Raw genomic sequence first — 13,939 nt, forward strand, 5'->3', positions numbered from 1 at the left:
TTTCTGTAAAATTGTTAAAATGTGCCTCCTTTACTGATTTCAATCAAAACCTGTATGGACAGAAGGTGAATACTTTGTTACTTTAGCGTCACAGACATGAAATTGGTAAGACCAATTGACTCCGGGCAAATGGCTTAAGACAGGAAATCATGGCCTACAGCAAAATCCGCCAACCAAAACTCTCCGATGTGATCGAGCAGCAGCTGGAGTTTTTAATCCTTGAGGGAGCATTGCGTCCCGGAGAAAAACTCCCACCGGAACGTGAACTGGCAAAACAGTTCGACGTCTCCCGTCCCTCCTTGCGCGAGGCGATTCAACGTCTCGAAGCGAAGGGATTGTTGCTTCGTCGTCAGGGCGGCGGAACCTTCGTGCAGAGCAGCCTGTGGCAGAGCTTTAGCGACCCGCTGGTGGAACTGCTCTCCGATCACCCTGAATCCCAGTTTGACCTGCTCGAAACGCGCCATGCTCTGGAAGGCATTGCGGCTTATTACGCGGCGCTGCGCAGCACCGATGAAGATAAAGACCGTATTCGCGAGCTGCACCACGCTATTGAGCTGGCGCAAGAGTCCGGCGATCTGGATGCCGAGTCCGAAGCCGTGCTCCAGTATCAAATCGCCGTCACCGAAGCGGCGCACAACGTGGTATTGCTTCATCTGCTAAGGTGTATGGAGCCGATGCTGGCGCAAAACGTGCGGCAGAACTTCGAATTGCTGTATGCGCGTCGGGAGATGCTGCCGCTGGTGAGTACGCATCGCACCCGTATATTTGAAGCCATTATGGCCGGAAAACCAGAAGAAGCGCGTGAAGCGTCACACCGACATCTGGCGTTTATCGAAGAGATTATGCTGGACAGAAGCCGTGAGGAGAGCCGTCGTGAACGCGCTTTACGCCGCCTGGAACAGCGCAAGAATTAGTTTTTTCTGGCAGAACGTTAACCAGAAGATGTTGTGAATAACGCGCAAAAATGTGCGCGGCAACTAAACGCAGAACCTGTCTTATTAAGCTTTCTGACGAAAGTTTAATGGGACAGGTTCCAGATAACTCAACGTATTAGATAGATAAGGAATACCCCCATGTCAGAACGTTTCCAAAATGACGTGGATCCGATCGAAACTCGCGACTGGCTACAGGCGATCGAATCGGTCATCCGTGAAGAAGGTGTTGAGCGCGCTCAGTATCTGATTGACCAACTGCTTTCTGAAGCTCGTAAAGGCGGCGTGAAAGTCGCGGCAGGCGCAGGGGCCAGTAATTACATCAACACTATTGCCGTTGAAGACGAACCGGAATACCCGGGTAATCTGGAGCTGGAACGTCGCATTCGTTCTGCGATCCGCTGGAACGCCATCATGACCGTGCTGCGCGCGTCTAAAAAAGACCTTGAGTTGGGCGGCCACATGGCGTCCTTCCAGTCTTCCGCCACGATCTATGATGTCTGTTTTAACCATTTCTTCCGTGCGCGCAACGAACAGGATGGCGGCGACCTGGTGTACTTCCAGGGCCACATCTCTCCGGGCATCTACGCTCGCGCGTTCCTGGAAGGTCGTCTGACCCAGGAACAGATGGATAACTTCCGTCAGGAAGTTCACGGCAATGGCCTCTCTTCCTATCCGCACCCGAAACTGATGCCGGAATTCTGGCAGTTCCCGACCGTCTCTATGGGGCTGGGCCCAATCGGTGCTATCTACCAGGCGAAATTCCTGAAATATCTGGAACACCGTGGCCTGAAAGATACCTCTAAACAGACCGTTTACGCCTTCCTCGGCGACGGCGAGATGGATGAGCCGGAATCCAAAGGCGCGATCACCATCGCCACCCGTGAAAAACTGGACAACCTGGTCTTTGTTATCAACTGTAACCTGCAGCGTCTTGATGGCCCGGTCACCGGTAACGGCAAGATTGTTAACGAACTGGAAGGCATCTTTGCAGGTGCTGGCTGGAACGTTATTAAAGTCATGTGGGGCGGTCGTTGGGATGAACTGCTGCGTAAAGACACCAGCGGTAAGCTTATCCAGCTGATGAACGAAACCGTTGACGGCGACTACCAGACCTTCAAATCCAAAGACGGCGCTTACGTACGTGAGCACTTCTTCGGTAAATATCCTGAAACCGCCGCGCTGGTGGCCGACTGGACTGACGAGCAGATTTGGGCGCTGAACCGCGGTGGTCACGATCCGAAGAAAGTCTACGCGGCACTGAAAAAAGCGCAGGAAACCAAAGGCAAAGCGACGGTAATCCTGGCCCATACCATTAAAGGTTACGGCATGGGCGACACCGCGGAAGGTAAAAACATCGCTCACCAGGTTAAGAAAATGAACATGGACGGCGTGCGTTACGTCCGCGATCGTTTCAACGTGCCGGTTGCCGATGCTGATCTCGAAAAACTGCCGTACATTACCTTCCCGGAAGGTTCTGAAGAACACAAATACCTGCATGAACGCCGTCAGGCGCTGCATGGCTACCTGCCAAGCCGTCAGCCGAACTTCACCGAGAAGTTAGAGCTGCCTCAACTTTCAGATTTCGGCGCTCTGCTGGAAGAGCAAAGCAAAGAGATTTCCACCACTATCGCTTTCGTGCGTGCCCTGAACGTGATGCTGAAGAACAAGTCGATCAAAGATCGCCTGGTGCCGATCATCGCCGACGAAGCGCGTACTTTCGGTATGGAAGGTCTGTTCCGTCAGATTGGTATCTACAGCCCGAACGGCCAGCAGTACACCCCGCAGGACCGTGAGCAGGTTGCTTACTACAAAGAAGACGAGAAAGGCCAGATTCTGCAGGAAGGTATCAACGAGCTGGGCGCAGGCGCATCCTGGCTGGCTGCGGCGACCTCTTATAGCACCAACGATCTGCCGATGATCCCGTTCTATATTTACTACTCTATGTTCGGGTTCCAGCGTATCGGCGACCTGTGCTGGCAGGCTGGCGACCAGCAGGCTCGCGGCTTCCTGATCGGCGGGACTTCCGGTCGTACAACGCTGAACGGCGAAGGTCTGCAGCACGAAGATGGTCACAGCCACATTCAGTCGCTGACTATCCCGAACTGTATCTCTTACGACCCGGCTTACGCCTATGAAGTGGCTGTCATCATGCATGATGGTCTGGAGCGTATGTACGGTGAGAAACAAGAGAGCGTTTACTACTACATCACCACCCTGAACGAAAACTACCACATGCCGGCCATGCCAGCAGGTGCCGAGGAAGGTATCCGTAAAGGTATCTACAAACTCGAAACCCTTGAAGGTAGCAAAGGTAAAGTTCAGCTGCTGGGCTCCGGTTCTATCCTGCGTCACGTGCGTGAAGCGGCAGAGATCCTGGCGAAAGACTACGGCGTAGGTTCTGACGTGTACAGCGTAACCTCCTTCACCGAACTGGCGCGTGATGGTCAGGATTGTGAGCGCTGGAACATGCTGCACCCGCTGGAAACCCCGCGCGTACCGTACATCGCTCAGGTGATGAACGACGCTCCGGCAGTGGCATCTACTGACTATATGAAACTGTTCGCCGAGCAGGTTCGTACTTACGTACCGGCTGACGACTATCGCGTACTGGGTACGGATGGCTTCGGTCGTTCCGACAGCCGTGAGAACCTGCGTCACCACTTCGAAGTTGATGCTTCTTATGTGGTTGTTGCAGCGCTGGGCGAACTGGCTAAACGTGGCGAAATCGACAAGAAAGTGGTAGCGGATGCGATTACCAAATTCAACATCGATGCAGATAAAGTTAACCCGCGTCTGGCGTAAGAGGTAAAAGAATAATGGCTATCGAAATCAAAGTACCGGACATCGGGACAGATGAAGTTGAAATCACCGAGATTCTGGTCAAAGTGGGCGACAAAGTGGAAGCTGAACAGTCGCTGATCACCGTAGAAGGCGACAAAGCCTCTATGGAAGTCCCGTCTCCGCAGGCTGGCGTCGTGAAAGAGATCAAAGTCTCTGTCGGCGACAAAACCGAGACCGGTGCACTTATCATGATTTTCGATTCCGCCGACGGTGCAGCTGACGCTGCGCCTGCTCAGGCAGAAGAGAAGAAAGAAGCGACTCCGGCAGCAGCACCTGCTGCGGCAGCGGCGAAAGACGTTCACGTTCCGGATATCGGCAGTGACGAAGTTGAAGTGACTGAAGTGATGGTGAAAGTGGGCGACACCGTTGAAGCTGAACAGTCGCTGATCACCGTCGAAGGCGACAAGGCCTCTATGGAAGTGCCGGCGCCGTTCGCGGGCACCGTGAAAGAGATCAAAGTGAACACCGGTGATAAAGTGTCTACCGGCTCACTGATTATGGTCTTCGAAGTGGCGGGCGCAGCGCCTGCCGCAGCACCAGCGAAAGCGGAAGCCGCTCCGGCTGCTCCAGCAGCAGCGACGGGCGTGAAAGACGTTAACGTACCGGATATCGGCGGCGACGAAGTTGAAGTCACCGAAGTGATGGTCAAAGTCGGCGATAAAGTTGCCGCTGAACAGTCGCTGATCACCGTCGAAGGCGACAAGGCCTCTATGGAAGTTCCTGCGCCGTTCGCGGGCACCGTGAAAGAAATCAAAATCAGCACCGGCGATAAAGTGAAAACCGGCTCTCTGATTATGGTCTTCGAAGTAGAAGGCGCAGCGCCTGCGGCCGCTCCGGCTAAACAGGAAGCGGCGGCACCGGCTCCGGCGGCGAAAGCTGAGAAGCCTGCTGCCCCGGCTGCCAAAGCGGAAGGCAAATCTGAGTTCGCTGAAAACGACGCTTACGTTCACGCTACCCCGCTGATTCGCCGCCTGGCGCGCGAGTTTGGCGTAAACCTGGCGAAAGTGAAAGGCACCGGTCGTAAAGGCCGTATTCTGCGCGAAGACGTTCAGGCTTACGTGAAAGACGCAATCAAACGCGCGGAAGCTGCACCGGCTGCTGCGGGCGGTGGTATCCCGGGTATGCTGCCGTGGCCGAAAGTGGACTTCAGCAAGTTTGGTGAAGTTGAAGAAGTGGAGCTGGGCCGTATCCAGAAAATCTCTGGCGCGAACCTGAGCCGTAACTGGGTGATGATCCCGCACGTTACGCACTTCGACAAAACCGATATCACCGATCTGGAAGCGTTCCGTAAACAGCAGAACGCCGAAGCTGAGAAGCGCAAACTGGATGTGAAATACACGCCAGTGGTCTTCATCATGAAAGCGGTTGCCGCTGCTCTGGAACAGATGCCGCGCTTCAACAGCTCTCTGTCCGAAGACGGTCAGCGTCTGACCCTGAAAAAATACATCAACATCGGCGTGGCGGTTGATACCCCGAATGGCCTGGTGGTTCCGGTCTTTAAAGACGTGAATAAGAAGAGCGTGACCGAGCTGTCTCGTGAACTGACCACCATCTCCAAAAAAGCGCGTGATGGTAAGCTGACCGCTGGCGAAATGCAGGGTGGTTGCTTCACTATCTCCAGCATCGGCGGCCTGGGAACTACCCACTTTGCGCCGATTGTCAACGCGCCGGAAGTGGCTATCCTCGGCATTTCTAAGTCGGCGATGGAACCGGTGTGGAATGGGAAAGAGTTTGTGCCGCGTCTGATGATGCCTATCTCTCTTTCTTTCGACCACCGTGTGATCGATGGTGCTGATGGTGCGCGTTTCATTACCATTATCAACAATATGTTGTCTGACATTCGCCGTCTGGTGATGTAAGCGAAAAAGCCGGCCCGACGGCCGGCTTTTTTTTGATAATCTCATGTATTTTGTGAGGTTATTAGCGAAAGCGATAATTCGTGATCCGTTTGTTGTTTCAAAATTGTTAACAATTTTGTAAGATACGGGCGGATAGAACGACCCGGTGGATGATGGGCGATCAAGTACCCCGGACCGCCGGATACAAATAAAGAGGTCATGATGAGTACTGAAATCAAAACTCAGGTCGTGGTACTTGGGGCGGGCCCGGCAGGCTATTCTGCCGCTTTCCGTTGCGCTGATTTAGGTCTGGAAACCGTAATTGTAGAACGCTACAACACCCTTGGCGGTGTTTGTCTGAACGTCGGCTGTATCCCTTCTAAAGCGCTGCTGCACGTAGCAAAAGTTATCGAAGAAGCCAAAGCGCTGGCTGAACACGGTATCGTCTTCGGTGAGCCGAAAACCGATATCGACAAGATTCGTACCTGGAAAGAGAAAGTGATCACGCAGCTGACCGGCGGTCTGGCGGGTATGGCCAAAGGTCGTAAAGTGAAAGTGGTCAACGGTCTGGGTAAATTCACCGGGGCGAACACCCTGGAAGTGGAAGGCGAAAACGGCAAAACCGTGATCAACTTCGACAACGCGATCATCGCGGCAGGTTCTCGTCCGATCCAATTACCGTTTATTCCGCATGAAGACCCGCGCGTATGGGATTCTACCGACGCTCTGGAACTGAAAGAAGTACCGAAGCGTATGCTGGTCATGGGCGGCGGTATCATCGGTCTGGAAATGGGTACCGTATACCACGCGCTGGGTTCAGAGATCGACGTGGTTGAAATGTTCGACCAGGTTATCCCGGCGGCTGATAAAGATATCGTTAAAGTCTTCACCAAGCGCATCAGCAAGAAATTCAACCTGATGCTGGAAACCAAAGTGACTGCCGTTGAAGCGAAAGAAGACGGAATCTACGTTTCGATGGAAGGCAAAAAAGCCCCGGCTGAAGCGCAGCGTTATGATGCGGTTCTGGTGGCGATTGGTCGTGTGCCGAACGGTAAAAACCTCGACGCGGGCAAAGCTGGCGTGGAAGTTGACGACCGTGGCTTTATCCGCGTGGACAAACAGCTGCGCACCAACGTGCCGCACATCTTCGCTATCGGCGATATCGTCGGTCAGCCGATGCTGGCGCATAAAGGCGTTCACGAAGGCCACGTTGCCGCTGAAGTTATCGCCGGGAAGAAACACTACTTCGATCCGAAAGTTATCCCGTCTATCGCGTACACCGAGCCAGAAGTGGCATGGGTTGGCCTGACCGAGAAAGAAGCGAAAGAAAAAGGCATCAGCTATGAAACCGCCACCTTCCCGTGGGCAGCTTCTGGCCGTGCTATCGCTTCTGACTGTGCAGACGGTATGACCAAACTGATTTTCGACAAAGAATCTCACCGCGTGATCGGCGGGGCGATTGTCGGCACCAACGGCGGCGAGCTGCTGGGTGAAATCGGTCTGGCGATCGAAATGGGCTGTGACGCGGAAGACATCGCGCTGACCATTCATGCGCACCCGACTCTGCACGAGTCCGTCGGTCTGGCTGCTGAAGTGTTCGAAGGTAGTATTACCGACCTGCCGAACCCGAAAGCGAAGAAGAAATAATCTTCTGTAGGTGGCAATGCGCCACCCGATACAAAAAAGCGGCTTTACAGCCGCTTTTTTTATGCATGGCAAATCAGATGTGTCAAATGATGGCGAAGGATAACGAAACCGCAAAATTTATCGTTTCCGCAGCAGTACGTTTTTCAAAGCTTATGCCGTCGGTAGTGCCTTTGTCTGTCATTTTCGACCAACTAATTGTTTCATAAGAAATACCTCTCCTTACTTTGTCATCATCCTGAAATTGGTAACGCTATAAAATAATAGCGAGATAATTATGAGGTTTGATATATGAAACTTTTTCTGACAACAGCAGCGCTAACTGCGACCTTGATTTCCGGCATGGCATTTGCCAGCGATCCCGTCATCCCCTGGGCGACTAACAGCGGCGGTACGGAAAGCACGCATATTGCGGCAATGGGCGAGGATTTGAATGCGCAGCATCAGCAGATCACCCACACGCATGAAGGCGTATGGGCGGCTAATTCCGGCAGCATTCAGGCTGATGAAGCTGCGCTGACCAGCAACAAGCCGCCGGTACAAGGCCATCCGGAATTAATGCCGCATCAGGGCTAATGATCATGGCCTGGCGATAACGCCAGGCGCTTACGGGTTATTCGGCGACCTGCCACTGCGCGTCTGGCGCAAAACGCGTGATAGCCTGAACTTTACTCTCCGTCTCCTTGCCTAAATCCGCCTGATAAATACGATCGTCCTGGTTGACCATAAAACTCATCACCCCGGTTTCGCCGTAATGCATCGGCCAGGCCAGAAGCGCCGCGCCGTGACCGTCGTTATCGCTGATAATACGGAAATGGTAGCCGTGGTAACCCTCGTCTGGCGCTGCGGGACTAAAGTTTGGGCCTAACGGACTGGGGACGTCGCCTGCTTTGGTTGGCCAGTACAGGCCATCTTTTTGGCCTTCGCTACTGATTATCCTGTGCGCCCAGCGATGGTTTTGTAAGTAATAATCCTGCTGCGCATCAACGTAAGCATGCATGGCCTGTAAGGTAGAAAGTTCATTTCGCCCAATAGTACGGGTGAGGATCTCATTCCCGGCTGCCGCCATATCAAAGCGCCAGCCGCCAGTCTCTTTCACCATGGGCACCGGGAGCTGCCAGTCTTCTCGTCCGACATTCAGGTGCGCCGTATTGTCTTTTTGTACAATGCGATGGCCTTCGCGCCAGTCACGATTGAAGCGGGCCACGGCCTCGGGATCGGCACCTTCCGGCGGCAGAAATTGCCGCCAGTCATCGCTCAGTAGCGCGGTAAGCTGCGTTTCGTTTTTTCCGGCTACCGCCGCGGCGAAGGCGCTGGCGGCCGCTTCCGGGGAGGGGAACCGTTCCTGCGCGTAGCCCAGCAAGGGTAACGACAGTAACAGAGCGCTTAACATAACCTTTTTCATTATCTGCTCCGGTTAACGGCGATGAAATTCATGATGTTCAGAAAAATGTTCCCGCGCGGCGGCGCGTTGCTCGGTGTTTAAGTGACTGCCGAGACGGCTTTCCAGGCCGCGTAGCTGTTGCGATTGCCATGACGGCGATCGACTGTCGTTCCCGCTAAACACATTGGCGTGCATATTCTGGCGAAATGCCTGACGCTGTTGCGGCGTAGAGGATTCAATACGCTGGCGGGCGGTGTCTCTCTGCTGTTGTGAAACAGGGTGCTGCTGGGCTTTAGCCTTCAGCTCGGAACGATGCTGCTGCGTGGTGGATTTATTCAGTGTCTGCTGCGCCGCCTCGCGACGACTGCTGTTTTGTGTTCCGTCATAGCCACGGTAATTATTACGCTGGGCAATTTGATTTAACTGCTGCGATGCCGCTTTGCGCTGTCTGTCGCGGGATGTCTCGCCTGACAGGTTAGCGGGTGATGTATGGCTGCGCTGTTGGAATTGCGCCATGGCCGCCTGGCGCTGACTGTCGCGAGACACTGGCGCTTGCTGCGTTGCGCTTAACCCGCCGCTAACATTGGTGGGATGGAACCGTTGCGCAACGGTATTATTCGGATAGGGGACGCCATTGCGCCAGGCGGGATTATGCTGCCAGCCCATCGTTTGGCCCGGCAGGTTTTGCCCGGATATCCGGTTGAAATTATTGACATTGATGTTGATATTATCGCCATTATGTTGATAACCGTTACCACCATGATGGTAATCATCATCATGATGGTCGTCGTCATGGTGGTGATGATCGTCGTCATCCCAGTCTATGCTGCTGAACAACGCATAGGTGGTGGCGACGCCCAGACTATAACCAAAACCTTTAACAAAACTATCGGCAAACTGCTGCCCCGGAGGGGGCGGTAAATACACCGGCGGATAAGCGGTATTGGGCCAGGCGCCATACACCGTCGCGGGGTTATAGTTCGGCACGTACACCACCTGCGGATTCGCGGGTTCAATTTTTATAACGGTCGACGGTGTCGCTGGCGTACTGGCGGATGTGGTGGTTGTCGTCGTGACGGCGGTAGAAGCGCTGGACTTCGGCACGCTGGTGACGGTTTGCTGTGGCGTGGATTTTAGCGAACCGGTTTGTTGAGCGAGCAGACGCAGCCTTTGCACCGCATCCATCACATCCTGTGGCTGGGCTAAGAACGCATCGCCCAGGTTTTGCACCCATTGCGGATTCTCGCCCATAAGCGCCATCAACTGAGGAAAGGCGACCAGCGATTTGACGCTGGGGTCCCACGGTTGGCTGGCCACCGCCTGAATAGCGGCATCGCCCTGCAGCGTTGGGGTTATCTCGCGACCACTGGACGGCCTGAACCACGTTCGCCGGGTAGGTGGAGGCCATGAGCACCTGAGAAAGCAGGGCATCGGGATAAAGCGCGACAGGCGCGACCCATTGATCAATTTGCGCAGTGGTAAAGGTCGTTTTCGCGACAGGCGCGGGCACAGCGGTCTGCGTTTGCTCAGGGGCGGGAGTCGCCGCCTGCGCGGGCGCTTCGGGAGCGCGGCTTTTAACATACAGTACGCCCGAGGCGGCAAATAACCCGGCACTGCACACAAGGGCAATGAGACGGGGTTTAAAGGGCAACGTCATTTTATCTCTCCCGATTCCCGAGAATCGCTATGGTCATTATGCCTGCCGCCGACGGGGTGCAGTTTCGCGTGAGTATAAAGGGACGATAGTTTAATTTTTAGCTAATGTTGGGATCGGTAACGTTACGTGACGATCAAAGCACGAAATGAGGTAAGCATTTATGGCTGCAGCTCCCGTCTCAGTAGAGCATTAGACCATCCTTAACGATTCAGCCACTTTTTTATGTTGCTTTTTTGTAAACAGATTAACACTTAAAGAAAATCCTGTTATTGTGCCTTATGCGGTACCGGGCATTTACCCTACTAACTACTGTCTCACAGGAGCGTGAAGAGAATCGCCCATCAACAAAAGCGCCGCATTATGACAATGAGAGCGAGGAGATATCGTCGTGCTAGAAGAATACCGTAAGCACGTAGCTGAGCGTGCTGCCCAGGGGATTGTGCCGAAACCTTTAGACGCAACCCAAATGGCTGCGCTTGTCGAGCTGCTGAAGACCCCGCCTGTGGGCGAAGAAGAATTCCTGTTAGACCTGTTGATCAACCGCGTTCCTCCTGGCGTAGATGAAGCCGCTTATGTTAAAGCCGGTTTTCTCGCTGCTGTCGCGAAAGGCGACACCACCTCCCCGCTGGTATCCCCAGAAAAAGCCATTGAACTGCTGGGCACCATGCAGGGTGGTTACAACATTCATCCGCTGATTGACGCGCTGGACGATGCGAAACTGGCGCCGATTGCGGCCAAAGCGCTGTCTCACACCCTGCTGATGTTCGATAACTTCTACGACGTAGAAGAGAAAGCCAAAGCGGGCAATGAATATGCCAAACAGGTGATGCAATCCTGGGCCGACGCCGAATGGTTCCTGAGCCGTCCGCCGCTGGCGGAAAAAATCACCGTCACCGTTTTCAAAGTGACCGGCGAAACGAATACCGACGATCTCTCTCCGGCGCCGGATGCGTGGTCGAGACCGGATATCCCGTTACATGCGCAGGCGATGCTGAAAAACGCCCGTGAAGGCATTGAGCCGGATCAGCCAGGCGTTGTCGGCCCCATCAAACAAATCGAAGCATTGCAGAAAAAAGGCTACCCGCTGGCCTACGTGGGCGACGTGGTGGGCACCGGTTCTTCCCGTAAATCCGCGACCAACTCCGTGCTGTGGTTCATGGGCGATGACATCCCGAACGTGCCGAACAAGCGCGGCGGCGGCCTGTGCCTCGGCGGCAAAATTGCGCCTATCTTCTTTAACACTATGGAAGATGCGGGCGCACTGCCAATCGAAGTTGACGTTTCTAACCTGAATATGGGCGACGTGATTGACGTCTACCCGTACAAAGGCGAAGTGCGCAATCATGAAACCGGCGAGCTACTGGCAACCTTCGAACTGAAAACCGACGTGCTGATCGACGAAGTGCGTGCCGGTGGTCGTATCCCGCTGATTATCGGCCGTGGCCTGACCACCAAAGCGCGTGAAGCGCTGGGTCTGCCGCACTCTGATGTTTTCCGTCAGGCAAAAGACGTGGCGGAAAGCAGCCGTGGCTTCTCGCTGGCGCAGAAAATGGTCGGTCGCGCCTGCGGCGTGAAAGGCATTCGTCCGGGCGCGTACTGCGAACCGAAAATGACCTCCGTCGGTTCTCAGGATACGACCGGCCCGATGACCCGCGACGAGCTGAAAGACTTGGCCTGTCTGGGATTCTCCGCCGATCTGGTCATGCAGTCGTTCTGTCACACCGCAGCCTATCCGAAGCCGGTTGACGTCACCACGCACCACACGCTGCCAGACTTCATTATGAACCGTGGCGGTGTCTCTCTGCGTCCGGGCGACGGCGTGATTCACTCCTGGCTGAACCGTATGCTGCTGCCAGATACCGTGGGTACCGGCGGCGACTCCCATACCCGTTTCCCGATCGGTATCTCCTTCCCGGCGGGCTCTGGTCTGGTGGCGTTTGCCGCCGCGACCGGCGTGATGCCGCTGGATATGCCGGAATCCGTGCTGGTACGCTTCAAAGGCAAAATGCAGCCGGGCATCACCCTGCGCGATCTGGTCCATGCCATCCCGCTGTACGCCATCAAACAGGGCCTGCTGACCGTTGAGAAGAAAGGCAAGAAAAACATCTTCTCTGGCCGCATCCTGGAAATCGAAGGTCTGCCGGATCTGAAAGTGGAGCAGGCGTTTGAGCTGACCGATGCTTCTGCCGAGCGTTCCGCTGCCGGTTGTACCATCAAGTTGAACAAAGAGCCGATCATTGAATACCTGACCTCCAACATCGTCCTGCTGAAGTGGATGATTGCGGAAGGCTACGGCGACCGTCGTACGCTGGAACGCCGTATCCAGGGCATGGAAAAATGGCTGGCGGATCCGCAACTGCTGGAAGCCGATGCTGACGCAGAGTACGCGGCGGTGATCGACATCGATCTGGCGGATATCAAAGAGCCAATCCTCTGTGCGCCGAACGATCCGGACGACGCGCGTCTGCTGTCTGACGTGCAGGGCGAGAAGATCGACGAAGTGTTCATCGGTTCCTGCATGACCAACATCGGCCACTTCCGCGCGGCTGGTAAGCTGCTGGATAGCCACAAAGGCCAGTTGCCAACCCGCCTGTGGGTAGCGCCGCCAACCCGTATGGACGCTGCGCAGCTGACCGAAGAAGGTTACTACAGCGTGTTTGGTAAGAGCGGGGCGCGTATCGAGATCCCGGGCTGTTCCCTGTGTATGGGTAACCAGGCGCGTGTGGCCGACGGCGCGACGGTGGTCTCCACCTCTACCCGTAACTTCCCGAACCGTTTAGGTACCGGTGCGAACGTCTTCCTGGCTTCTGCGGAGCTGGCGGCGGTGGCAGCGCTTATCGGCAAACTGCCGACGCCGGAAGAGTACCAGACCTTTGTGGCGCAGGTAGATAAGACGGCGGTGGATACTTACCGTTATCTGAACTTTGACCAGCTTTCTCAGTACACCGAGAAAGCGGACGGCGTGATTTTCCAGACTGCGGTGTAACAGAGACGGGCCCGGATTTCCGGGCCCGAATGGCGCTTCTTATTTATTATTACGCTTCACTTCCCGTAGCCCCGGCAAATACGTAATTACCCCGCCCATTAATGCCCCGGCTACAATCGCTGGAATAAGCATAATCAATACTTCACCATATATTAATGGCAGTATGCTTATGTCAAAACGATATCGCACCAAATTAAACAACGTCGTGATCAGACCACCTGCAATGGCGCAAAGGATCATCCTGTTAATTATTTTTTGATATAATTTCAGGGGTATCAGCGCGCAGGCGACACCGGTTAACCATGCGGGGAGGAGACTGTATATCCAGCCGGTAATAATCACTAATGCTGGTATTGTTCTGTAGAAACAGAACAAAAATGAGTCTGGTCCACCAATAATGGCGGGTGAATAGTTTATGACACCTATCGCGGTGGCTGCGCCTATTAACGGCCCAAGCAGAATAAACCAACCGCTATGATAAATTATTCGTCGAAATACAGACATAATGTATCCTTCCTTAATTTTCCTTCAACCGTCTGACAAAAAATACAACTCACTACGGCTTCTCTGCTGATATCGCCCATTGCTGGAGCTCAGTTGAAAAGTGCTTATCAAGTAGCCAACAATTTCATGACAACGACCCGGATGATAAGG

Annotated in this window: 8 protein-coding genes and 1 pseudogene; 6 read left to right on the top strand and 3 right to left on the bottom strand. The window is 54.4% G+C overall.

The window, feature by feature from the left end; all coding sequences use genetic code 11:
• Nucleotides 1-149: 149 nt before the first annotated feature.
• The 5 genes from pdhR to ACQ29O_RS04960 all read left to right on the top strand — a co-directional run bounded on the left by pdhR (nucleotide 150) and on the right by ACQ29O_RS04960 (nucleotide 7,834).
• Nucleotides 150-914, top strand: a complete 765-nt coding sequence (gene pdhR, locus ACQ29O_RS04940; protein WP_000331767.1) for a pyruvate dehydrogenase complex transcriptional repressor PdhR — start codon at nucleotides 150-152, stop codon at nucleotides 912-914.
• 159 nt (nucleotides 915-1,073) lie between these two features.
• Nucleotides 1,074-3,737, top strand: a complete 2,664-nt coding sequence (gene aceE, locus ACQ29O_RS04945; protein ID WP_000003854.1) for a pyruvate dehydrogenase (acetyl-transferring), homodimeric type — start codon at nucleotides 1,074-1,076, stop codon at nucleotides 3,735-3,737.
• Between the two features lie 14 nt (nucleotides 3,738-3,751).
• Nucleotides 3,752-5,635 (top strand): pyruvate dehydrogenase complex dihydrolipoyllysine-residue acetyltransferase, encoded by a 1,884-nt coding sequence (gene aceF, locus ACQ29O_RS04950; protein ID WP_000963607.1) that lies wholly within the window; start codon nucleotides 3,752-3,754, stop codon nucleotides 5,633-5,635.
• Between the two features lie 201 nt (nucleotides 5,636-5,836).
• On the top strand, nucleotides 5,837-7,261 hold the full coding sequence (gene lpdA, locus ACQ29O_RS04955) for a dihydrolipoyl dehydrogenase (protein ID WP_001519338.1): 1,425 nt from the start codon (nucleotides 5,837-5,839) through the stop codon (nucleotides 7,259-7,261).
• Between the two features lie 288 nt (nucleotides 7,262-7,549).
• Entirely contained in the window at nucleotides 7,550-7,834 is a 285-nt protein-coding gene (locus tag ACQ29O_RS04960) for an outer membrane protein (protein WP_000765363.1), read from the top strand.
• 37 nt (nucleotides 7,835-7,871) lie between these two features.
• Here the strand turns inward: ACQ29O_RS04960 and ACQ29O_RS04965 are convergent, their stop codons facing one another.
• Together ACQ29O_RS04965 and ACQ29O_RS04970 are read right to left on the bottom strand one after the other, a co-directional pair.
• Nucleotides 7,872-8,663, bottom strand: coding sequence for a DUF2950 family protein (locus ACQ29O_RS04965; protein ID WP_000757458.1), 792 nt, complete (start codon nucleotides 8,661-8,663; stop codon nucleotides 7,872-7,874).
• A gap of 12 nt (nucleotides 8,664-8,675) precedes the next feature.
• A pseudogene (locus ACQ29O_RS04970) lies at nucleotides 8,676-10,299 on the bottom strand (DUF3300 domain-containing protein).
• Nucleotides 10,300-10,687: 388 nt separating this feature from the next.
• Here ACQ29O_RS04970 and acnB point away from each other — a divergent pair.
• Complete coding sequence (acnB, locus tag ACQ29O_RS04975) at nucleotides 10,688-13,285, top strand: bifunctional aconitate hydratase 2/2-methylisocitrate dehydratase (RefSeq protein WP_000888958.1); 2,598 nt, start codon at nucleotides 10,688-10,690, stop codon at nucleotides 13,283-13,285.
• A gap of 39 nt (nucleotides 13,286-13,324) precedes the next feature.
• Here the strand turns inward: acnB and ACQ29O_RS04980 are convergent, their stop codons facing one another.
• The gene (locus tag ACQ29O_RS04980; protein WP_000110443.1) at nucleotides 13,325-13,789 is read right to left on the bottom strand and encodes a membrane protein; all 465 of its coding nucleotides are present in this window, start codon (nucleotides 13,787-13,789) and stop codon (nucleotides 13,325-13,327) included.
• Nucleotides 13,790-13,939 lie beyond the last annotated feature (150 nt).

This window comes from Salmonella sp. GDC200615, assembly GCF_050574145.1.
GTDB lineage: Bacteria > Pseudomonadota > Gammaproteobacteria > Enterobacterales > Enterobacteriaceae > Salmonella > Salmonella enterica.

Coding starts and splice junctions, on each gene's coding strand:
- pdhR (WP_000331767.1), top strand. CDS start 150: ATGGCCTACAGCAAAATCCGCCAACCAAAACTCTCCGATGTGATCGAG.
- aceE (WP_000003854.1), top strand. CDS start 1,074: ATGTCAGAACGTTTCCAAAATGACGTGGATCCGATCGAAACTCGCGAC.
- aceF (WP_000963607.1), top strand. CDS start 3,752: ATGGCTATCGAAATCAAAGTACCGGACATCGGGACAGATGAAGTTGAA.
- lpdA (WP_001519338.1), top strand. CDS start 5,837: ATGAGTACTGAAATCAAAACTCAGGTCGTGGTACTTGGGGCGGGCCCG.
- ACQ29O_RS04960 (WP_000765363.1), top strand. CDS start 7,550: ATGAAACTTTTTCTGACAACAGCAGCGCTAACTGCGACCTTGATTTCC.
- ACQ29O_RS04965 (WP_000757458.1), bottom strand. CDS start 8,663: ATGAAAAAGGTTATGTTAAGCGCTCTGTTACTGTCGTTACCCTTGCTG.
- ACQ29O_RS04980 (WP_000110443.1), bottom strand. CDS start 13,789: ATGTCTGTATTTCGACGAATAATTTATCATAGCGGTTGGTTTATTCTG.